Origin of the sequence: Staphylococcus sp. NRL 16/872, assembly GCF_022815905.2 — a bacterium.
GTDB lineage: Bacteria > Bacillota > Bacilli > Staphylococcales > Staphylococcaceae > Staphylococcus.
This window is the reverse complement of sequence record NZ_CP119327.1, coordinates 796,980-819,994: the sequence shown is the minus strand read 5'-3', so window position 1 is coordinate 819,994 and position 23,015 is coordinate 796,980. Positions and strand designations below refer to the sequence as shown.

Below are 23,015 nucleotides of genomic sequence, written 5' to 3'. Positions count from 1 at the left end.
GTCCTTTTCCTGAAAATTAATAATCAGAATCAGATTCTAAACCTTTAATGATTTGGACACCTGCACTAGCACCAATACGTGTAGCACCAGCATCAATCATCTTATTGAAGTCTTCAAGGTTACGTACGCCACCAGAAGCTTTCACTTCTAAATCATCGCCTACTGTGTCTTTCATTAATTTAACATCTTCAGGTGTAGCACCGCCTCCAGCGAAACCAGTTGATGTTTTAACAAAGTGAGCACCTGCTTCTTTAGCTAATTCTGAAGCTTTTACTTTCTCGTCATCAGTTAATAAAACAGTTTCGATAATCACTTTGACTGTTTTACCATTAGCAGCGTTAACGACTTCTTGAATGTCATTCTTAACATCGTCGTAACGTTTATCTTTAAGCGCACCAACATTGATTACCATGTCAATTTCTGAAGCACCGTTATCGATAGCATTTTTAGTTTCAAACACTTTAGTTTCAGTAGTTGTAGCACCTAAAGGGAAACCAATCACTGTGCAAACTAATACATCAGAACCTTTTAATTGCTCCGCTGAGTATTTAACATGTGTTGGGTTAACACAAATTGATTTGAAACCATATTCCTTAGCTTCTTTAATAATATTATCGATTTGTTCACGTGTAGATTCAGGCTTTAATAATGTGTGATCGATATATTTTGCATAATTCATAGTATAGTCCTCCAATATGTTGTTAATAGTTATCATTTCGCCTATTTTTCAAAATAGTACCTCACTTATATAGTACAAAAATTCGCAAAAAAGTTAAACAAATGTTATCTTAATCTTAACTATGAATATTAAGGAGAAGATAGGAATGACAAATGGTACACCTCATATTCAACCTAAAGGAACTAAAATTGCTAAAACAGTTTTAATGCCTGGTGATCCTCTACGCGCAAAATATATTGCTGACAACTTCTTAGAAAACGTTGAACAGTTTAACGAAGTTCGTAATATGTTTGGCTATACTGGTACCTATAAAGGAAAAGAAATTTCAGTGATGGGATCAGGTATGGGTATCCCTAGTATCGGAATTTATTCTTATGAACTATATAATTTCTTTGATGTAGAAACGATTATTCGTGTAGGTTCATGTGGCGCGTTGCAAGAAGATGTTAATTTATATGACGTTATCATTGCACAAGCTGCTTCAACTAACTCAAACTATGTAGATCAATTCAATATCCCGGGTCATTTTGCACCAATCGCAGACTTTGAATTAGTTACAAAAGCTAAAAAAGTAGCAGATAATATCGGTGCAACAAGTCATGTAGGTAATGTTCTTTCATCTGATACTTTCTATAATGCTGATACTACATTCAATGATAGCTGGCATAAAATGGGTATCTTAGGTATTGAAATGGAATCAGCTGGCTTATATTTAAATGCTATCAGTGCAGGTAAAAAAGCTTTAGGTATCTTTACAGTAAGTGACCACATCTTAAGAGATGAAGCGACGACTGCTGAAGAACGTCAAACATCATTCACTCAAATGATGGAAATTGCTTTAGAAATCGCTGAATAAACTTTTTTTAAAAGTAAAACGCTCGAATGTTTGTGAACATTCGAGCGTTTTCTATATTCTAAAATTATACTAAATATGATTTTAACATCCAGTTGTGTTTATCTACTGATGTTTGCATACCGATAAACATATCTTCAGATACATCATCACCTGCATCACCAGCAACTTTAATAGCTGTTTCTAATTGTTTTGAAATGTTAGTTAAATCTTTTGAGAATTCTTCAACCATTTCTTCAGCTTTATATCCTTTCCCAGCTTCTTCAATAATTGAAAGCTCTAAGCTTTCTTTTAATGTACCAACTGGATTACCACCAACTGCTAAAATACGTTCAGCTAAATCATCTACATATTGACTAGCTTCATTGTATAATTCTTCAAATTTAGCATGTAATGAGAAGAAATTAGGTCCTTTCACATACCAATGGAAATTATGCAATTTAGTAAATGCTACTGTCCAGTTTGCAACTTGTTGATTTAGTTCTTTTACGACATCTTGTTGTGTCATTGAAATCTCTCCTTTAATTAATATTTATTCTTTCTACCTTAATGAATATTATATTATAATAATTCTAATCTGTAAATAGAAAAGGTGATATTTATTTATAATCATTATAATTTAAGTCGCTATTTCAAGATTGTTATTAAGCACAATATATGGTTTTATTATCAATAAAGTTCTATTTTTATCAATTATACGTTATTATATTCTCAATTAATTTGAAATATTATCAATTAATTTCTGTCATCATTAATAAAGAATGATTTTTCATATTCGTTTGGTTGATGCCAATGCGTCTTCCACATTCTATTACGATTATTAGCAAATAAGTTATATCCAAAGTTTCTAATTGGAAGTGGCACCACTCTAATTAAAAATCCTAACCATTTATAATTAGGTAATTTTGTGATTAAAGTAGCAATTGCAGTAGATTTATATTCTAAATGATCGCCTTGTTGTAATATAACGCTATTTCTATTTTTAGCTTCAGGATGTTGTTCGAATAAATTTTGACCCGCTTCACTATTTATAGTCGTAAATTCATAACTTTTTGGTAAGCCATGTTGAATTAACCAAATACAATAATTATAGCAGTATACACATTTTCCATCATAATAAATGATTGGCATATCATTTCACCTTCCTCATTGTCATGTTATTTATATTCCTTTAAAAAGTTGACTTTAAACGCAAAAAACACCATCTAATAGTTACAGAAATTTGACTATTAGATGATGTTTCATATTGTTATTATTAATGATTCACTTTGACGATTCTTGTATATTTAAGAAACTGTGTTGAATATTTAAGTTTGATATCTTCAAGTCTGTCATAGGTCACACCAATAATGTGCCAATTTGGATTAAAGTGATAAAATGAATCTTTATTACGAGACCATTTCACCATATTTCCATCTTTATTATATCTTGGTAACGTAACTTCATAACCTTCTAGAACGTTAATATAAGTTTGAAATATATCAGGATCAATTCTATTGAAATTATCAATTACTAAATAGCTTTTATCATTTTTAGGCATTAACTGTGTAATAAAACCTTCACGATAATATAAGGCCCCTGACTCATTCGGTAAATATTTACCATATAGCATATCTTCAGTAAAATCAGGATGACCACTCGTAATCACAGGGTTAGCATTGGTTTTTTGCAGTAAATTATTGGCAGCCTTTAAACCTTCTTCACGTTTGTCTACGACTAAAAGAATAAACGGTTTAATCGTTTCTTCATTCGCATTTGTGACAAATTCAGTCTTTCTTATTGTTTCAAATGGAGATTTAACGCCATCATTCTCACTCATATCAAGTATTGCATCATATTGTGTCTGGCTCATACTTGCGATAGCTTGTTTAGTATTTTCTTGTAAAAAATATAAATTTTTCAATTTAGGATGTTTATTTAACGCTCCTAAAGTGACGGGAGTAATATTCTTTTCATAATAAATTTCAATAGCTGTACTATTTGTACGTCCAGCAATTGGAGGTTTTTCATGTATATGACGTGATACTTCACCTATTCCCACAACAGATTGATCATTATTTTTATCGTAAAAGATAAGATTGTCTCCAACTTCTAATTGGTTATAAAAATGATAACCATTACGTTTGATACCATTGTAGGTATGTGTATATATAGTATAATATTCACCTGGTTCAAACATTTCAGTTTCAGATAAGAAAAAGTAACGTGGAAGTTTCTCTTGACCTTTGCCTAGAGCGATAATTAAATCAAATTCATCTTTTGTTAATTGGTTGATTAACGTTTCACGCATATTGTTCATACGAAATTCTAACATTTCACTACGTTTTAAATAATCTGTAGTTAATGGTTTTAACTCTTCATTAAATTCAAATTCTACTCTTATTTTATTTTGTGCCCCTGTTTGAACACTAGTGATTTCTCCAATTCCTAATAATCCAGTATCTGTTTGGACTTGATAAAAAATCACTTGATCACCTGGTTTTGCTTTTTTAAAAGCGCGAAAACCTTGAGTAGGATTAAATTGTGCTCCTGATTCAAATAAAGTGGTTTGTCCTACCAATGGCTCATTATGATTCCATCTCGTATAACCACAATTAAGCCAAAAGTAATTTACATCTTCTGTCATCGAGAATCTCCTTTTATTTCAATATACTTAGATAATAATTTTATATTCAATGATTCGTTTTTATTAACGGTGTTTTCTCTTTTTAAATACAAGTATTAATACAATAGTGATTGAATAATAGTTATTTTATTAAATTATTCTATCATATTTTAGTTGTTTAATAATCTGTTTATCAATAAGTTTTAGTCATTTTCAATGAAAGAATACCTATCTTGAGTTTCTATTTCACTGTAACTATTTTATAACAAAAAAGAACAAGAACCTATAATTTTATAGCTACGACGGAAATTATAAATTCTTGTTCTCATAATTATTGGGCAACTAATAAACTGCCTAACAGTGGCATAACATTTATCATAATACCACCTAATTTTAACATTGCGCTTAAATTTTTATCCTTAATTGTTAAAATAGCACTTATTATTCCTACAATTGATACTAACCTAGGAATGGCGAGAGATGGATACTTAGGCATATTAAAGAATATACCTACGCCTGCTATAACGCCACAAATTAAAGATATGTAGAGAAATTGTTTCATTAAAACACTCCTAGACTAATTTCATTAAAAATTATTATGGGCTATAGGTAACTGATAATCAAAGTGAAATTACCTTCAAACACACTATCTAAATCTTCAGAAGTCAAAATAAAATTAGAACCCTTTTCTAACTTAAAGATTTCCCCATCTATAATAATATTACCTTCGCCTTCTAATACAGACACTAAACAAAACTCTCTAGGTTTCATATAATTTAATGTTCCACTAACTTCCCATTTCACCATTGTAAAGAAATCATTTGAAACGATATGACTACATTTATGATTTTCAATAATTTCATTTTCAGGTACAACACTAGGTATTTCTGTCAAAAACTGTGTTACATCCAGTGCCTTTTCTATGTCAAGTGACGTTTCATCATGACGATTTCTGTGATAGTCATATATACGATAAGAAATATCAGAAGATTGCATTGTTTCATATGCTGTTATCCCTGCACCAATAGAATGGATTGTGCCTGCGGGAATAAAATAAAATTCGCCAGGTTTTACTTTTACCTTTCTTAAGTTCTCTAATAGCGTATCGCTATCGATTGCTTCTTGAAGTGCTTCTTTATTTTCAAATGCAGTTCCAATTATGATTTCTGCATCTTCTTCAGCATCAATAATATACCAACATTCTGATTTACCGTATTGTCCATTTTCAAATTCATATGCATAAGCATCATCAGGATGAACATGGACAGATAATGGTTCTTTTGCATCTACAACTTTGCATAAAAGTGGAAAGTCTTTACTTGGAAAATCTCCAAATAACTCTCTATGATCGTTCCACACTCGGTCTAACGTTTGATCAGCATATGGTCCATTAAGAATAACATTACGTCCATTTGGATGTGCTGAAATGCCCCAACACTCTCCAGTTTGGTCGCTTGGTATATCATAATTAAAGCGCAGTAATTGGTTACCACCCCATACTTTTTCATGAAAAATAGGCTTTAAAAATAATGGCATTGTTGCACCCCCTAAAACCCTAATTATTATGTAGCGTAGTTATTTATAAACTTTTATTCATTATTTAATATGTATAATAAATATTTCGCTCTAACTAATGATGAAATATTTAATTTAAACAATAGGTTTAATCGTTTCATTAAAATTTTAGTTTAATCGTTGAAAGAAACTAATTCAGTTTAAAAAATCACTTATGTTTTTATTATATCAATTTTGAAGTACTTTTAATAGAAATTCTTAAATCAATAAAAATAAGAGGCCAAAATACCAGCCCCTTATCTCTAAAAAATTACTCAGAATTTAATATTATCCTCTTTGAAATTCATTGATTTTACTTTTTATTGGAAACGAGATAACGCTTCTTGGATGTTTTGATCACCAGTAATAATTTGGAATTCTTGATTTTGATATTTATCTTCAGAAGTCACAACTTCTTTTAATACTGCTGCTACATCTTCACGTGGAATAACGCCTCTACCATCAAAGTATAAGTCCGCTTCGATTTGTCCAGTTCCTTCTTCGTCTTTTAAACCACCAGGATGCACAATTGTGTAAGTCACACCAGATTCTCTTAAATGATTGTCTGCATAGTGTTTAGCGATAGTATATGGTTTTAAATCGCCACTAGGATCAAAGGCTTCACGTCTTGAGTCGTAAGTAGAAACCATTACAAAATGTTTAATATTTGCTTTTTTACTAGCTTCAATAGCTTTAACAGCGCCATCTAAATCAACAATAATTGTTTTGTCAGCACCAGTGCTGCCACCAGAACCAACTGAAAAGATAACTTTATCAAAGCCATTAAATTTTTCTGTTAATTCTTCAATACTGTCTTTTTCAACATCTACTAAAGTAGCTTCAATATTTTGTTCTTTTAATGATGATACTTGTTCTTCTTTACGCACACCAGCTGTAAAAGTCACATTATCATCTTTTAATTGTTGAACTAATTTAGAACCTACGCCACCATTTGCGCCAATAACTAGAATACTCATAAAAACTCGTCCTCCTTCGTGAATGTTTATAATTGTTTGATACCACTCTATGTGATTGATAAAACTTCAATTATCAATTTGACAATTTTAAGGAGTAGTAATAAATTAATATATGAAAATACATTCATATATTAATATGTTAGGCGTGATATTATGTCTACTCAGTTTTCAGAGTATGCAACTGAAGATAAAAATAATGAAATGACGTTAACTAGAGTAACTGAAATTTTCAAAGCATTAAGTGATTACAATAGATTAAGAATTATGGAGCTTTTGCAACAAGGTGAATCAAGCGTAGGTCATATTACGCATGCGTTAAACTTGTCGCAATCGAATGTATCTCATCAATTAAAGATTTTAAAACAAGCACATCTTGTTAAATCTTCTAGACATGGTCAATCCATGATTTATTCTATTGATGATCAACATGTTTCTAATTTATTAAAACAAGCAATGCATCATGCTAAACATCCAAGAGGTGACCATTAAAATGACTAATCATTCACATTCCCACACACATGTTCATAGTCATGTGCATACAAATAATAAAAAAATATTAGCGATTTCATTTATTATTATCGGACTTTTTATGATCATTGAAATTATTGGTGGCTTTATTGCTAACAGCTTAGCCTTACTTTCTGATGGACTGCATATGTTTAGTGACACCGTGTCACTCGGCGTAGCTTTAGTTGCTTTTATTTATGCTGAAAAAAATGCAACCACAACTAAAACATTTGGCTATAAACGTTTTGAAGTCCTAGCTGCACTATTCAATGGAATAACTTTATTCGTTATTAGTATCATCATTATTGTCGAAGCGGTGAAAAGATTTTTCGCACCACCGGAAGTACAATCTACTGAGATGTTTATTATTAGTATTATAGGCTTAATCGTCAATATTATAGTAGCAATAATCATGTTTAGAGGTGGCGACACTTCACATAATTTGAATATGCGTGGTGCTTTTATACACGTACTAGGTGACTTATTAGGTTCTTTGGGGGCGATTATTGCTGCTCTCCTTATTTGGGCTTTTAATTTCACTGTTGCCGACCCTATTGCAAGTATCCTTGTATCTTTATTAATTTTAAAAAGTGCTTACGGCATTACCTTTTCATCTTTAAATATACTCATGGAAGGTACGCCAAGTGATGTAGATTTAGATGAAGTCATCTTAGCAATCACCTCACATAAAGATATTCAAAATGTGCATGACTATCATGTATGGACAATTTCAAATGATATGAATGCATTAAGTTGTCACGCTGTAGTGAGTGAATCTCTTACTGTTGAAAAATGCGAACAAATACTTGAAGAGATAGAACATGATTTAAGCCATTTAAATATTCAACATATGACAATTCAACTTGAAACACCTAAACATAAACATGATGATTCTATTCTATGTTCAGGTTTACACCACGAACTTGAACATCATCATTCACATGAACACTAAACGTGAATAAGCCGAGTGAAAATATAGTTTTTATTTTCACTCGGCTTAAGTTTACTTATAAAAATTTATCAAAAATTAATTGTTTTGCTGGCACTTTCTTCTCGTCAAACCCTTGTAGAAATTCTTCGTTATCATATGTGAGTTTCACTCTTTCTACTGAGCATTTATTTTCCGTAATAGTTACAATCCCATAAACAGCATTAGCCCCATTATTAAGACCAACTGAACCTGGGTTAAAATAAATGGTTTGATTATCATCATATAAATGTAATTGATGATTATGACCAAAAGCGATTAAATCAGCTTCTTTATCATTAAATAATTCTATGATGCTTTCTTTTTCATTATTTACAATAGGACTAAAAGGTTGTTCATCAATTCTTAATTCAAATTTTTCATTTTCAATTTCATAATGAATAAACAACAGCTTTTTTCCACAAATTGTTGTTTCGATATATCTAGGAAGTAAATTTAATTGATCAAAGTACTCTTCATCCATATGACCTTTAATCCATTGATGATGATCATAAAATTTATCTTTTAAATCCTCAGGATACGGCGTATTATTCACTAATGACATCACCGCTTCATCATGATTACCAGCAATAATTTCCATATCGTCACGTTCAAATATCGTATCTAGCACTTTATTAGTTTCATGACCAATACCGATGTTATCACCTAAGTTATAAATTTTATCAATATCTTCCCTACTATCAATGTCATCTAAAACAGTTTGTAACGCATCAAAGTTACCATGTACATCAGTAATAATAGCAAATTTCATGGCCATTTCTCCCTTCCAATTCAATCATTAGGACATTTTAACACTTAATCTTCAAATTTGTTAGATATTAATTTAAAAAACTCGTAAATTTTGATATTGTGTTTATATTACAGTAAAGGAGTGCTTATATTGTTTAACTATCATAGTTTGGCATTCAAAAATGCTAAATCGCAAATTTTAAAAACTATTCTATTTAGTATAGTTAGTTTTCTAATTGTATTTGCGATCTTTAACGTTGCTAGAATGGCATTTATTCGTACATTTATGGAAATGCAAATAGCAACACAACTTCAACAACCCACTGGTTTACCTTTATTTACAATGATTTTACTATTTATATTAGGAGTGCTTTTCTTTATATTCTTAGGTTATCAATTACTTGCAGGCGCTTTTAATGTAATGGCTAAAGCAATAAAAAGAGAAACAGTAAGTTTTAGTGACTTATTTTTTGCTTTCAAAAAAGGTAAATATATTAAAAGTGTTATTTTAGCACTACTTTCAATAGTGCTATATATCATTATGTATTTAATTACAATGGGATTAAATTTCTTATTTAACAAAGCTTTAACCCCAATATTTACGTCACTGCAACAATCAGTAAGTACCTCTGATAATGCAATGGGAATTTTATTAACAGCACAAATTATATTCGTGATTATTATGGGGCTTATATTATCATTAATTTATTGGTTCTTCTTTATTTGGATGATTAATTATACAGTTTCATTATCACAGAATAATGAATTAAGTGCGATTAAACACTTTAAAGAAGGCTTTAATGGTATTAAAAATGGCAATAAAACTTGGTTTAAATTCTTTATTGCAGTTATTTTAATCAATTTAGTAATCATTATTATTTCTCAACCATTAGGCACTTTAATTTCAGTAGCAACAGGTAATATGTCTCAAAATGTTGCTCAAATCATTATGATTGTTGCTCAAGTCATTATTTTGATTTTACGTTTAGTTCTTTATTTTGTAATTTTAATGGGTATTGTTCAATACTTCTTAAAACGTGGAGAAAAATTAGACAAAACTCATAAAAAGAAAAAATTAAATAAAGATGAGAAAAAACAAAAAACAACTAATAACAATTCAATAAATAATGAAGCAAAAGAATCTACAAGTGTTAATGATAAAATTAAAAATCAATCTGAAGTAGTAACAGATAAAGTTAACCAACATTCAGATAAAAAATAATATATATGTTTAATAAAAATCATCGGTTCATTATTGCCGATGATTTTTTATACCCTTATTTTAAGAATTTTCCCTCTAAATACAATGCTGCCCCATCTTCTTCATTTGTTAATGACGTCACATCATCTGTTAATTCTTTAATTTCTGGACGTGCATTCTTCATGGCAACACAATATCCACCATACGCAAACATAGCTCTATCATTATCGCTATCGCCAATAACAAGGGTCTCTTCTTGCTTAATTTTAAAATGTTCAATCATCTCTTTTATACCCGTGCCTTTATCAGTGTTATAAGCCATCGTCTCAGCATTAAATCTAGATGAGTTAGAAACACTAATGTTTAATAAAACTTTATTTTGTATTAATTCATCTCTAAAGTTTGTAATTTTATTTAAGTTATCACTGAATAAGTAAATTTTAGCAAATTGATCCTCTACAATATCTTCCTGCCAATCAATCTTTCCTGCCATAGCATCTCGTCTTGATTTCCATTCACTTTCACTTACATTATTAGGAGGTGTATCTCCTTGAATCATTTCGTCCATCCATTGTTTATCTTCTTTTAAAGCAATACGCATTTTATCAAATGGAAATACTTCATAATAAATATGTTGCTGTTGCGCTAAACTCACAATTTTTTTCACACTATCTGTTAATAGACTATGTTGGAATAAGTTTTTACCATCTATTTCCCCACTAGTGCCATTTGAACTGATAATGCCATCTACTTTAAATCCTTGAGGTACTAAGTTCTCAATTTCAGAATATGAACGGCCTGTAGCTAAGAATACTTTTAACCCTTTATCTCTTAAAGCATCAATAACTTCTTTCGTTTTAAGAGACGCTTGGTTATTTTCATGTAAAATTGTGCCATCCATATCTAAAAATATAGCTTTTGTTTTTTCTGTCATTATTTATGTACCCTCCGTATAATTTTTATCATGCTTATTTTTCAAAAATAGACTCCAACGTTGATGGTATTTTATTACTTCTACGTTCACCCTAAACATTCGAGACATTATGTCACTATTAAGAATATCGTTAATATCTCCCTGTTTAAAGCATTTCCCTTCTTTTAATAAAAATATTTTATCAAATAACGGAATAACTTCTTCAATGAAATGTGTTACGTAAATGATAGAGAGTAAGGGATATGCTTGATTTAATTGTTCTAAGGTAGCAAATAGCGTTTCACGTGCAATAAAATCTAGTCCTGAAGCAGGTTCATCTAAAATAAGCAATTTAGGATGATTCATCAATGCGCGTGCAATCATTACCTTTTGTTTTTGACCCGTAGACAAATACCCTATAAATTGATGCTGTAAATCATACATACCCACTATTTGTAATAAAGATTCAGCTTCTTTAAATAACGCTTCATTTACTTCCTTATAAACACCTATAGATTTAAATGCCCCACTTATAACAACATCTAATACAGTTTCACCTTCTTGAAACTTTTCTAATAAACTTGATGATACAAATCCTATTTGTTCTCTCACCTTTTCAACAGAATAGCCTTGACGTCCGGGTTGCATCCCAAAAAGATTAATAGTGCCTTCTGTAATAGAATCATAACCATTTAATATATTTAAGAGCGTAGTTTTACCGGCACCATTTAAACCATATAATACCCATTTATCACCTTCATTGATTTCCCATGATAATTGATTAAGAATTAATTTACCCTGCTTCTTTTTACTAATATTTTCCAAAGATATTAACATCAAAACACCCCGTCTCGCAATAATAATATTGTAAGACAATTCAGATAATTATTCAAAATCATATTTTTAGTTTCCTATATACAAAAAACAACCTAATGAGGCATCTCATTAGGCTGTTATAAAAATTATTATTCGTACAAACTGTTATTCCACTGTTACAGATTTAGCTAAGTTACGTGGTTTATCTACGTCTAAGCCTCTGTGTAATGCAGCAAAGTAAGAAATTAATTGTAATGTAACTACTGATACTAATGGTGTTAATAATTCATGTACATGAGGGATCACATACGTATCGCCTTCTTTTTCTAAACCTTCCATAGAAATGATACATGGATTAGCACCACGTGCAACAACTTCTTTAACATTACCACGAATTGATAAGTTAACCTTTTCTTGAGTTGCTAATGCAATAACAGGCGTACCTTCTTCGATTAATGCGATTGTACCGTGTTTTAATTCCCCACCAGCAAATCCTTCAGCTTGGATATATGAAATTTCTTTAAGTTTTAATGCACCTTCTAAACTTACATTGTAATCCATTGTACGTCCAATGAAGAAAGCATTACGAGTTGATTCTAAGAAATCAGTAGCAATTTGTTCCATTTTAGGCGTATCATCTACAATTGTTTCAATTGCAGTTGTTACTTTTGCTAATTCTCTTAATAAATCAATATCATTGTCACGACCATGTTCTTTAGCAACTACTTGTGAAAGGATAGATAACACAGCAATTTGAGCTGTATAAGCTTTAGTAGATGCAACAGCAATTTCAGGCCCAGCATGTAATAATAACGTATGATCCGCTTCACGAGATAATGTTGAACCAGCTACGTTAGTAACTGTTAATGATTTATGGCCTAGTTTATTTGTTTCAACTAAAACGGCACGACTATCAGCTGTTTCACCTGATTGTGAAATGTAGATGAATAAAGGTTTTTCAGAAAGTAAAGGCATATTGTAAACAAATTCTGAAGCAACGTGTACTTCAGTTGGTACACCAGCCCATTTTTCTAAATATTCTTTACCTACTAAACCGGCATGGTAACTTGTACCTGCTGCAATAACATAGATACGATCTGCAGCTGCAACATCTTTAACGATTTCAGGATCAATTTTAAGATCACCGTTTTCATCTTCATATTCTTGAATAATACGACGCATTACAGCTGGTTGTTCATTAATTTCTTTTAACATATAGTGATCGTAAATGCCTTTTTCTGCATCTGAAGCATCGATTTGAGCAGTATAAGTCTCACGATCTTGTACGTTGCCTTCTTGATCTTTGATTGTTACGCTATCTTTTTTAACGATAACAATTTCATGGTCATGGATTTCTTTATATTGATTAGTTATTTTAATCATTGCTAAAGCATCTGAAGCAATAACATTAAATCCTTCACCTACACCTACTAATAAAGGTGATTTGTTTTTAGCAACATACAGTGTTTCTTCATCTTGGTTGTCTAATAAACCTAAAGCATATGAACCGTGTAATAAAGATACTACTTTAGTAAATGCTTCTTCTGTTGATAAACCTTTATTTGAAAAGTGCTCAACTAATTGAACGATCACTTCAGTATCTGTTTCAGACTTGAAATCAACATCTTTTAGGTATTCATTTTTTAATTCTTCATAATTTTCAATTACACCATTATGAACAAGTGTGAAACGTTCATTATTCGATTGGTGTGGGTGAGAGTTGACTGTACTTGGTACACCATGTGTGGCCCAACGAGTATGACCAATTCCTACGTGACCATCAACATCGTTGCTGTCTGCTACTTTTCTTAATTCTGCAATACGACCTTTTTCTTTAAATACAGTTGTACCATCTTCATTAGCTACTGCAATTCCTGCAGAGTCATACCCTCTGTATTCTAACTTTTCTAAACCTGATAATAATAATTCCTTAGCATTATCATAACCAATATATCCTACAATTCCGCACATAAAATTTCCTCCGTCAATTAATGGCAAGTAAATTTTATCTGATTTATAAAATTTACACAGCTAAAGGTAGAAACCAATATAAAGCATTTATGCTCTTGAAATTTCTAAAGCTAGATTATCGAAAACAATCCCTTAAACTTAAACATAACCAATATAAAATTCTACAAAAAATAAAAGTTAAGGAGTCCTTCACGATTCAACAAAATACGAAAAATCATTTTGCTTATCATTTAGTTTTGATTAAATCCTAAACGCTTTGGTTTCGACTTCTTTCTATTATTTTAATACCCTTTTTTGCCATTTCTATTTCTATTTTTATTAGATAAAGATAGACATTCTTATTATTTTTGTGCATTTAGTTACCTAAATGTTTTAATAATAAGCTCACGAATGTGTCGCATCCGGAATAGCATCCGCCGATTTACTCGATAACTATTCTCCTCGTCTACAATAACATTAATATATCTATAAGAATTCTCATATTTAATTCTTAATCATTAATAAATTAATGATTTGTCCAGGCGCTTTATATAAATTTATTTACTTTCCTCCTTTCAATATTATTTATTTTACACTGTAAAAACAAATGATTGCAAATAATTTTACAACAACATTGTGCATTTTTTAAAATTATAAGTTTTATAACTTACTCAAATACTTAACTAATATTATTATTTATACTTTTATTTATCAAAAAAATTTGTCCATCGATATATGTAAGCGTTTTAATTTAAAAAAATAATAAAATAGGGTCTTACATTTTATTTGTAAGACCCTATTTCGAAAAATTACTACTTATCTAAGCCCATTTTATCTTCAACTACGTCAGCAATACGTTGAGCATAACGTTGAGCATCTTCGTCTGTAGCTGCTTCAACCATTACACGTACTAAAGGTTCTGTACCAGAAGGTCTAACTAATATTCTGCCTTCACCGTTCATTTCCTCTTCTACTTCAGACATCACTTGTTTCACGTCTTCATTATCTTGAACATGATGTTTATCAGTAACTTTTACATTGATTAATGATTGTGGGTATTTTTTCATTTGAGCCGCTAACTCACTTAATGGTTTACCACTCATTTTAATTACTGACGCAAGTTGTACGCCTGTTAACAAGCCATCACCTGTTGTATTGTGATCCATAAGAACGATATGACCTGATTGCTCTCCACCCAAATTGTAGTTGCCTCTTCGCATTTCTTCAACTACATATCTGTCTCCAACTTTAGTTTTGTTAGAAGCGATTCCTTCCTGTTCTAGAGCTTTATAGAATCCTAAGTTACTCATTACAGTTGAAACAATCATATTATTGTTTAATTCATTATTTTTATGCATTGCTTGACCAATAATAAACATGATTTGGTCTCCATCAATGATATTACCATTTTCATCTACTGCAATTAAACGGTCTCCATCACCATCAAATGCTAAACCAAAATCACTTTTTGTTTCAACTACTTTTTCAGCTAATTGCTCTGGATGAGTAGAGCCACATTCATCGTTAATATTATAGCCATCAGGACTGCAACCAATTGTTTCTGTATCAGCTTCTAAATCTCCAAATAAGAATGGTGCTAATGCAGAAGTTGAACCATTTGCGCCATCTAATACAATTTTTAATCCTTCTAAATTAACATCAATTGTAGATTTCAAATAACTTAAATATTTTTGTGCCCCTTCAAAGTAATCTGAATAGTGTACAATATCCTTTCCAACAGGTCTTGGTAACTCAGGGTTTTCTTGATCAAGTAATGCTTCAATTTCATTTTCTTGTTCGTCTGATAATTTAAATCCATCAGCACCAAAGAATTTAATACCATTATCTGCTACAGGGTTATGAGAAGCTGAAATCATTACACCTAATTCCGCGCCCATTTCACGTGTAAGATAAGCGACACCTGGAGTCGAAATAATACCCAAACGCATTACTTCTGCACCAATTGAAGCCAATCCAGCGATTAATGCAGATTCTAACATCTCTCCAGAAACACGCGTGTCTCTCCCAACTAAAACTTTAGGGTGTTTTTCACCTTCATTATGTGCTAGAACATAGCCTCCGTATCGACCTAATTTAAAAGCCAATTCAGGTGTTAACTCTTTATTAGCTATACCTCTTACTCCATCAGTACCAAAATATTTTCCCATTGTTAAATACTCCTTTATTTATAAAAAATTATTTCAAATTAATATGTGCTGTAACTTCATTTGTCTCAGATTTTTTAACTTTATCAGGCAAGTCAATTTTCACTTTTTTATCTGTCGACTCAGATATTTCATCTAAATCAACTATAGCTTCAACCTCATTAATATCTTGTAATGCTTCTCTATTACCATAAATTTCAATTTCATCTTTGTCTAATGAAATGTCATCAAGTTCTTCATCATCAGGTAACTTACCTTTAGTATGTACATTAACTTTAACTTTTTTACTATAAGGTTCGACCTTTGTTGTTAATTTCACTTGATCTGGTTGAATATGAACATTCAATTTATTAAGTTGTTTATCAAAAGCCGTTACGTCTGCTACATCAGAAGTATCTTTTTTTAATTTATCTACATCACGATAAGTAGCTTTTAAATAAGCAATTTTAGATAATTGTTGTTTTCCTCCTGTGACTTTCACAGTATCAGGCTCAACTTTACTCTCTTTAACTTTATAATTAGCATCTATGTCATTCTGTCCAATATCCGGTTGTACATGCATTGTTTTAGTATCCTTATTTTCTAATGTAATATAAGCTTGTTTAGGTTTTACATTGTAATTGATATCATTGCTTAATCCTTTCACAATGTAATCTTCTTTATAATTACCAGCTTTCGCATTAGATAAATCTACGGTTACTTTAATATCATCCGAATTTTCAATTTTAAGTAACTTAGATTGTGGTCCAGAAATTGTCACATTAACTGTATCTGGTGCTTTAGTGACATGTAATTCTTTTGAATTATAAAGAACTTCGACAGGCACATCTTCAATTGTTTTAGATGAATTTTGAGATAAATTATTATTATTAAAAATGTTACCAAAAACATTATTGACAGATAAGTAAAAGAACACAGCTAACACTAAAGCTATAAATCGTAAGCCCCATTTACTTTCTAACATCTCATTTCACACCTTTCTTTTGAAAGCGTGTACCAAACCAATGTTCAGCTAATAATTCTTCGAAGACTTCAGAAGAAATATCTCTTCGTAATTTCCCATCAAATGTAACTGATATTGATCCAGTTTCTTCAGACACAACAATAGTAAATGCATCTGAAACCTCTGATATACCTACAGCTGCTCTATGACGTGTACCTAAACTTTTAGAAATTTTAGCACTATCAGATAATGGTAAATAGCTGGCAGCACTAGCAATTTTAGAATTTTGAATAATCATAGCTCCATCATGTAAAGGTGTGTTTGGTATAAAAACATTGATTAGCAATTCCTGAGAAATTTCAGAATTCATTGCAATTCCAGTTTCAATATAATCCTGTAATCCTGTTTCTTTTTCAAAAACAATTAATGCACCAATACGTCTTTTAGCCATATATTGTACAGCCTTAGATACCGCTTGAATTAATTTTTCTTCATCATGACTGTAGGTATTTGTATAACGTTTGAATAAACTTCCTCGGCCTAACTGTTCTAATGCTCGTCTGATTTCAGGTTGGAATATTACTATTAAAGCTAATACCCCCCACTGAATAACAATATCGAATAATTTTGAAGTAGCAGTTAAATTAAGAATTTTACTAACTTGTTGACCAATAACTATAAATAAAATACCTTTAAGTAGCTGAATAGCCTTAGTACCCTTAAATACAGTAATGAGAAGATAAAGGACATACCATACAATAAGTAAATCCAGTACGCTTGTAATTATTTTCAATGTACTTAGATTATCAAAAAAGTTGGAAAAATCCATAGCATCTCCTCCGAATATATTTTTCCATAGTGTTAATTATACCAATGAAATTCATTACTGTCATATGAACAATTAAATTGAACAAAAAATTTTCTTCTTCTTTATATTATTGATAAAACGGCTCTATAATAAATTGGACTGATGACTAAAAATCATCAGTCCAATTTTTATGTTTTGAATACAAAAATAGCGCAATTACCTCTATAATTATTAGCTACCACACCAAATAAAAAAGAAAGGTAATGCGCCTATGTGTAAGTCTATATTAAATACATTAAGAATTAAAGATAAAAATCTAAATTTTTTAGATGAAGTGATTGAGAAAAAATATAAAGGACGAATGAGCTTGTTTTACTATGCAGAGCTCACTTATCAACCTACACATTGTGAAAATTGTTTAACTAAAAACGAAAATTTTTCTATAGTTAAAAATGGTAAGAAAACTTCAACGATTACTTTACTTAAAATTATGGAAATGCCTGCTTATTTGAAGCTTCAAAAACAAAGATTTTATTGTAAGACATGTGATAGTTATTTTACTGCTAAATCTAATATTGTCGATAATCATTGTTTTATTTCTAACAAAACAAAACTTGCAGTTTTAGATAAAGCACAAGAATACCGCTCTCAAAAATCTATCGCCAAGTCATGCTTAGTATCATCAATGACTGTATCTAGAGTGATTAATCAAGCGGCAAGCGACGTAGGTCAGTCTTCTTTTGATGCTTTACCTGAACACTTAATGATGGACGAATTTAAAAGTGTTAAAAATGTAATTGGAAAAATGAGTTTTATTTATGCAGATGCTGTATCGCACCGCATCGTAGATGTGGTAGCGGATCGTAAGTTAAAATCGCTGAAAGATCATTTTTATCGTTATTCTTTGAAACTAAGAAAAAAAGTCAAAACTGTAACGATTGATATGTATGAACCCTATATGTCGCTAATCAAGCAATTATTTCCTAATGCGAAGATTATTATTGATCGTTTTCATATTGTTCAATCTTTAAATCGAGCGTTAAATATGTCTAGAGTTCATATAATGAATTGTTATAAAACCTCTAATAGACCGCTTTATAATAAATATAAAAGTTATTGGAAACTATTTCTTAAACCTTTTGAAACGCTAGAAGCATTTAATTATCGTAAAGTCCGTTTATTTAAAGAGTGGAAAACCGAAAAAGGAATTATGAATTACTTATTAAGTGTAGATGTTGAATTATTTAATACATATCACTACGTTCATGAGCTAAGACGATTATTAAAAGAAAACCAAATAGAGAAATTTACTCATAAACTCTTTTCTATTCATCTTTCAGATGTGTGTCCTAAATTACGTCCAGTTATTAGAACTTTAAGAAGATTAACAGCTTTCATTGAAAACACCATGATATATTCTAACCTGACCAACGGTCCGTTAGAAGGAATTAATAATAAAATCAAACTCATTAAAAGGGTATCTTTTGGTTATAGAAATTATGATAATTTACGTAATCGAATTATTATAACTTCGCGACTATTTGCCTCAACAACAAAAAAAGAGATTAAACAACCTAAGGTTGCTTAATCTCAATATTAGGACTCATCAGTCCGATTTGACGTAGAGCCGATAAAACTTACGAAAACAAAAAAAAGCATCCCAACTTGGGATGCTTGTGAGTGAGCCATAGAGGATTCGAACCTCTGACCCTCTGATTAAAAGTCAGATGCTCTACCAACTGAGCTAATGGCTCTAATGGCTGGGCTAGCTGGATTCGAACCAGCGCGTGACGGAGTCAAAGTCCGTTGCCTTACCGCTTGGCTATAGCCCATTAAGATGGTGGAGGGGGGCAGATTCGAACTGCCGAACCCGAAGGAGCGGATTTACAGTCCGCCGCGTTTAGCCACTTCGCTACCCCTCCGACATATAAATGGTGGAGAATGACGGGTTCGAACCGCCGACCCTCTGCTTGTAAGGCAGATGCTCTCCCAGCTGAGCTAATTCTCCAACAAAATGGTGACTCCTACGGGACTCGAACCCGTGTTACCGCCGTGAAAGGGCGGTGTCTTAACCGCTTGACCAAGGAGCCATGGCTCCGCAGGTAGGATTCGAACCTACGACCGATCGGTTAACAGCCGATAGCTCTACCACTGAGCTACTGCGGAATAATTATATATGCCTGGCAACGTCCTACTCTAGCGGAACGTAAATCCAACTACCATCGGCGCTAAGGAGCTTAACTTCTGTGTTCGGCATGGGAACAGGTGTGACCTCCTTGCCATTGTCACCAGACAAGTGAATGATTATACATTCAAAACTAGATAGTAAGTAAAGATTTTGCGTCGCAAAACTTGAAAAAATTGATTAAGTCTTCGATCGATTAGTATTCGTCAGCTCCACGTGTCACCACGCTTCCACCTCGAACCTATTAACCTCATCATCTTTGAGGGATCTTATAACCGAAGTTGGGAAATCTCATCTTGAGGGGGGCTTCATGCTTAGATGCTTTCAGCACTTATCCCGTCCATACATAGCTACCCAGCTATGCCGTTGGCACGACAACTGGTACACCAGAGGTATGTCCATCCCGGTCCTCTCGTACTAAGGACAGCTCCTCTCAAATTTCCTACGCCCACGACGGATAGGGACCGAACTGTCTCACGACGTTCTGAACCCAGCTCGCGTACCGCTTTAATGGGCGAACAGCCCAACCCTTGGGACCGACTACAGCCCCAGGATGCGATGAGCCGACATCGAGGTGCCAAACCTCCCCGTCGATGTGAACTCTTGGGGGAGATAAGCCTGTTATCCCCGGGGTAGCTTTTATCCGTTGAGCGATGGCCCTTCCATGCGGAACCACCGGATCACTAAGTCCGTCTTTCGACCCTGCTCGACTTGTAGGTCTCGCAGTCAAGCTCCCTTATGCCTTTACACTCTATGAATGATTTCCAACCATTCTGAGGGAACCTTTGAGCGCCTCCGTTACCTTTTAGGAGGCGACCGCCCCAGTCAAACTGCCCGCCTGACACTGTCTCCCACCACGATAAGTGGTGCGGGTTAGAAAGCCAACACAGCTAGGGTAGTATCCCACCAGCGCCTCCACGTAAGCTAGCGCTCACGCTTCAAAGGCTCCTACCTATCCTGTACAAGCTGTGCCGAATTTCAATATCAGGCTACAGTAAAGCTCCACGGGGTCTTTCCGTCCTGTCGCGGGTAACCTGCATCTTCACAGGTACTATGATTTCACCGAGTCTCTCGTTGAGACAGTGCCCAAATCGTTACGCCTTTCGTGCGGGTCGGAACTTACCCGACAAGGAATTTCGCTACCTTAGGACCGTTATAGTTACGGCCGCCGTTTACTGGGGCTTCGATTCGTAGCTTCGCAGAAGCTAACCACTCCTCTTAACCTTCCAGCACCGGGCAGGCGTCAGCCCCTATACATCACCTTACGGTTTAGCAGAGACCTGTGTTTTTGATAAACAGTCGCTTGGGCCTATTCACTGCGGCTCTTCTGGGCTTGCACCCTAAAGAGCACCCCTTCTCCCGAAGTTACGGGGTCATTTTGCCGAGTTCCTTAACGAGAGTTCGCTCGCTCACCTTAGAATTCTCATCTTGACTACCTGTGTCGGTTTGCGGTACGGGCACCTATTATCTATCTAGAGGCTTTTCTCGGCAGTGTGAAATCAACGACTCGAGGAAACAATTTCCTCTCCCCATCACAGCTCAATCTTAAGAGTGCCGGATTTGCCTAACACTCAATCTCACTGCTTAGACGTGCACTCCAACAGCACGCTTCGCCTATCCTACTGCGTCCCCCCATCGATTAAAACGATGTTAGGTGGTACAGGAATATCAACCTGTTATCCATCGCCTACGCCTGTCGGCCTCAGCTTAGGACCCGACTAACCCAGAGCGGACGAGCCTTCCTCTGGAAACCTTAGTCAATCGGTGGACGGGATTCTCACCCGTCTTTCGCTACTCACACCGGCATTCTCACTTCTAAGCGCTCCACATGTCCTTGCGATCATGCTTCAACGCCCTTAGAACGCTCTCCTACCATTGTCCAAAGGACAATCCACAGCTTCGGTAATATGTTTAGCCCCGGTACATTTTCGGCGCAGTGTCACTCGACTAGTGAGCTATTACGCACTCTTTAAATGATGGCTGCTTCTAAGCCAACATCCTAGTTGTCTGGGCAACGCCACATCCTTTTCCACTTAACATATATTTTGGGACCTTAGCTGGTGGTCTGGGCTGTTTCCCTTTCGAACACGGACCTTATCACCCATGTTCTGACTCCCAAGTTAAATTAATTGGCATTCGGAGTTTGTCTGAATTCGGTAACCCGAGAGGGGCCCCTCGTCCAAACAGTGCTCTACCTCCAATAATCATCACTTGAGGCTAGCCCTAAAGCTATTTCGGAGAGAACCAGCTATCTCCAAGTTCGATTGGAATTTCTCCGCTACCCACAGTTCATCCGCTCACTTTTCAACGTAAGTCGGTTCGGTCCTCCATTCAGTGTTACCTGAACTTCAACCTGACCATGGGTAGATCACCTGGTTTCGGGTCTACGACCAAATACTAAACGCCCTATTCAGACTCGCTTTCGCTACGGCTCCACATTTCCTGCTTAACCTTGCATCAGATCGTAACTCGCCGGTTCATTCTACAAAAGGCACGCCATCACCCATTAACGGGCTCTGACTACTTGTAAGCACACGGTTTCAAGTTCTCTTTCACTCCCCTTCCGGGGTACTTTTCACCTTTCCCTCACGGTACTGGTTCACTATCGGTCACTAGAGAGTATTTAGCCTTAGGAGATGGTCCTCCCAGATTCCGACGGAATTTCACGTGCTCCGTCGTACTCAGGATCCACTCAAGAGAGAATATATTTTCAACTACAGGATTATTACCTTCTTTGATTCAACTTTCCAGATGATTCGTCTAATATATTCCTTTGTAACTCCGTATAGAGTGTCCTACAACCCCAATAAGCAAGCTTATTGGTTTGGGCTCTTCCCGTTTCGCTCGCCGCTACTCAGGGAATCGATTTTTCTTTCTCTTCCTCCGGGTACTAAGATGTTTCAGTTCTCCGGGTCTGCCTTCTGACAAGCTATGAATTCACTTGTCGATAACACGACATAACTCGTGCTGGGTTCCCCCATTCGGAAATCTCTGGATCAACGCTTACTTACAGCTACCCAAAGCATATCGTCGTTAGTAACGTCCTTCGTCGGCTTCTAGTGCCAAGGCATCCACCGTGCGCCCTTAATAACTTAATCTAATATAGTTATTAATCTGTGAGTGTTCTTTCGAACACTAGCGA

Annotated in this window: 19 protein-coding genes, 6 tRNA genes and 2 rRNA genes; 5 read left to right on the top strand and 22 right to left on the bottom strand. The window is 33.8% G+C overall.

Annotated elements, in window-relative coordinates; translation table 11 throughout:
- Nucleotides 1-16: 16 nt before the first annotated feature.
- A complete protein-coding gene (deoC, locus tag MT340_RS03915) occupies nucleotides 17-679 on the bottom strand; it encodes a deoxyribose-phosphate aldolase (protein ID WP_103298818.1) in 663 nt (220 codons plus the stop codon).
- 145 nt (nucleotides 680-824) lie between these two features.
- On the opposite strand from deoC, the gene deoD reads away from it, so the two are divergent.
- On the top strand, nucleotides 825-1,535 hold the full coding sequence (gene deoD / locus MT340_RS03910) for a purine-nucleoside phosphorylase (RefSeq protein ID WP_243588862.1): 711 nt from the start codon (nucleotides 825-827) through the stop codon (nucleotides 1,533-1,535).
- Between the two features lie 64 nt (nucleotides 1,536-1,599).
- On the opposite strand, the gene MT340_RS03905 is transcribed toward deoD, so the two are convergent.
- The 6 genes from MT340_RS03905 to MT340_RS03880 form a co-directional block, all read right to left on the bottom strand.
- Nucleotides 1,600-2,040, bottom strand: coding sequence for a Dps family protein (locus MT340_RS03905; protein WP_243588861.1), 441 nt, complete (start codon nucleotides 2,038-2,040; stop codon nucleotides 1,600-1,602).
- A 227-nt stretch (nucleotides 2,041-2,267) separates the two neighbouring features.
- Nucleotides 2,268-2,663 carry a thiol-disulfide oxidoreductase DCC family protein gene (locus tag MT340_RS03900; protein WP_243588860.1) on the bottom strand — a complete coding sequence of 132 codons (396 nt, stop codon included), beginning with the start codon at nucleotides 2,661-2,663 and terminating at the stop codon, nucleotides 2,268-2,270.
- Between the two features lie 124 nt (nucleotides 2,664-2,787).
- Complete coding sequence (locus MT340_RS03895; protein WP_243588859.1) at nucleotides 2,788-4,158, bottom strand: EVE domain-containing protein; 1,371 nt, start codon at nucleotides 4,156-4,158, stop codon at nucleotides 2,788-2,790.
- Nucleotides 4,159-4,468: 310 nt separating this feature from the next.
- Nucleotides 4,469-4,699, bottom strand: a complete 231-nt coding sequence (locus MT340_RS03890) for a hypothetical protein (RefSeq protein WP_243588858.1) — start codon at nucleotides 4,697-4,699, stop codon at nucleotides 4,469-4,471.
- Nucleotides 4,700-4,740: 41 nt separating this feature from the next.
- Complete coding sequence (locus tag MT340_RS03885; protein ID WP_243603596.1) at nucleotides 4,741-5,673, bottom strand: type I phosphomannose isomerase catalytic subunit; 933 nt, start codon at nucleotides 5,671-5,673, stop codon at nucleotides 4,741-4,743.
- A gap of 338 nt (nucleotides 5,674-6,011) precedes the next feature.
- Nucleotides 6,012-6,668 carry an SDR family oxidoreductase gene (locus MT340_RS03880; protein ID WP_243588856.1) on the bottom strand — a complete coding sequence of 219 codons (657 nt, stop codon included), beginning with the start codon at nucleotides 6,666-6,668 and terminating at the stop codon, nucleotides 6,012-6,014.
- A gap of 153 nt (nucleotides 6,669-6,821) precedes the next feature.
- On the opposite strand from MT340_RS03880, the gene MT340_RS03875 reads away from it, so the two are divergent.
- The gene (locus tag MT340_RS03875; RefSeq protein WP_243603595.1) at nucleotides 6,822-7,157 is read left to right on the top strand and encodes an ArsR/SmtB family transcription factor; all 336 of its coding nucleotides are present in this window, start codon (nucleotides 6,822-6,824) and stop codon (nucleotides 7,155-7,157) included.
- 1 nt (nucleotide 7,158) lies between these two features.
- Nucleotides 7,159-8,127 (top strand): CDF family zinc efflux transporter CzrB, encoded by a 969-nt coding sequence (czrB, locus tag MT340_RS03870; protein WP_243588854.1) that lies wholly within the window; start codon nucleotides 7,159-7,161, stop codon nucleotides 8,125-8,127.
- Between the two features lie 55 nt (nucleotides 8,128-8,182).
- On the opposite strand, the gene MT340_RS03865 is transcribed toward czrB, so the two are convergent.
- Nucleotides 8,183-8,914, bottom strand: a complete 732-nt coding sequence (locus MT340_RS03865) for a metallophosphoesterase family protein (protein WP_243588853.1) — start codon at nucleotides 8,912-8,914, stop codon at nucleotides 8,183-8,185.
- A gap of 129 nt (nucleotides 8,915-9,043) precedes the next feature.
- On the opposite strand from MT340_RS03865, the gene MT340_RS03860 reads away from it, so the two are divergent.
- The gene (locus tag MT340_RS03860; protein ID WP_243588852.1) at nucleotides 9,044-10,114 is read left to right on the top strand and encodes an EscU/YscU/HrcU family type III secretion system export apparatus switch protein; all 1,071 of its coding nucleotides are present in this window, start codon (nucleotides 9,044-9,046) and stop codon (nucleotides 10,112-10,114) included.
- A gap of 55 nt (nucleotides 10,115-10,169) precedes the next feature.
- Here the strand turns inward: MT340_RS03860 and MT340_RS03855 are convergent, their stop codons facing one another.
- The 6 genes from MT340_RS03855 to cdaA form a co-directional block, all read right to left on the bottom strand.
- Entirely contained in the window at nucleotides 10,170-11,027 is an 858-nt protein-coding gene (locus MT340_RS03855; RefSeq protein WP_243588851.1) for an HAD family hydrolase, read from the bottom strand.
- Nucleotides 11,028-11,030: 3 nt separating this feature from the next.
- Nucleotides 11,031-11,843 (bottom strand): ABC transporter ATP-binding protein, encoded by an 813-nt coding sequence (locus MT340_RS03850; RefSeq protein WP_243603594.1) that lies wholly within the window; start codon nucleotides 11,841-11,843, stop codon nucleotides 11,031-11,033.
- A 144-nt stretch (nucleotides 11,844-11,987) separates the two neighbouring features.
- A complete protein-coding gene (gene glmS / locus MT340_RS03845) occupies nucleotides 11,988-13,793 on the bottom strand; it encodes a glutamine--fructose-6-phosphate transaminase (isomerizing) (RefSeq protein WP_243603593.1) in 1,806 nt (601 codons plus the stop codon).
- A gap of 791 nt (nucleotides 13,794-14,584) precedes the next feature.
- Entirely contained in the window at nucleotides 14,585-15,940 is a 1,356-nt protein-coding gene (gene glmM, locus MT340_RS03840) for a phosphoglucosamine mutase (RefSeq protein WP_243588849.1), read from the bottom strand.
- Between the two features lie 28 nt (nucleotides 15,941-15,968).
- Nucleotides 15,969-16,901, bottom strand: coding sequence for a CdaR family protein (locus tag MT340_RS03835; protein WP_243588848.1), 933 nt, complete (start codon nucleotides 16,899-16,901; stop codon nucleotides 15,969-15,971).
- A gap of 1 nt (nucleotide 16,902) precedes the next feature.
- Nucleotides 16,903-17,709, bottom strand: coding sequence for a diadenylate cyclase CdaA (gene cdaA / locus MT340_RS03830; RefSeq protein ID WP_243588847.1), 807 nt, complete (start codon nucleotides 17,707-17,709; stop codon nucleotides 16,903-16,905).
- Nucleotides 17,710-17,959: 250 nt separating this feature from the next.
- On the opposite strand from cdaA, the gene MT340_RS03825 reads away from it, so the two are divergent.
- Nucleotides 17,960-19,276 carry an ISL3 family transposase gene (locus MT340_RS03825; protein WP_243588819.1) on the top strand — a complete coding sequence of 439 codons (1,317 nt, stop codon included), beginning with the start codon at nucleotides 17,960-17,962 and terminating at the stop codon, nucleotides 19,274-19,276.
- Nucleotides 19,277-19,369: 93 nt separating this feature from the next.
- Here MT340_RS03825 and MT340_RS03820 read toward each other — a convergent pair.
- From MT340_RS03820 to MT340_RS03785, 8 genes are all read right to left on the bottom strand, one after another.
- A tRNA-Lys gene (locus tag MT340_RS03820) sits at nucleotides 19,370-19,442 on the bottom strand.
- Nucleotides 19,443-19,445: 3 nt separating this feature from the next.
- Nucleotides 19,446-19,520, bottom strand: a tRNA-Gln gene (locus MT340_RS03815).
- 6 nt (nucleotides 19,521-19,526) lie between these two features.
- Nucleotides 19,527-19,610 (bottom strand) — tRNA-Tyr (locus MT340_RS03810).
- Between the two features lie 10 nt (nucleotides 19,611-19,620).
- Nucleotides 19,621-19,696: transfer RNA gene (locus MT340_RS03805), tRNA-Val, on the bottom strand.
- A 7-nt stretch (nucleotides 19,697-19,703) separates the two neighbouring features.
- Nucleotides 19,704-19,778 (bottom strand) — tRNA-Glu (locus tag MT340_RS03800).
- Between the two features lies 1 nt (nucleotide 19,779).
- Nucleotides 19,780-19,854: transfer RNA gene (locus MT340_RS03795), tRNA-Asn, on the bottom strand.
- 12 nt (nucleotides 19,855-19,866) lie between these two features.
- A 5S ribosomal RNA gene (rrf, locus tag MT340_RS03790) occupies nucleotides 19,867-19,981 on the bottom strand.
- A gap of 68 nt (nucleotides 19,982-20,049) precedes the next feature.
- Nucleotides 20,050-22,971, bottom strand: a 23S ribosomal RNA gene (locus MT340_RS03785).
- Between the last annotated feature and the right edge of the window lie 44 nt (nucleotides 22,972-23,015).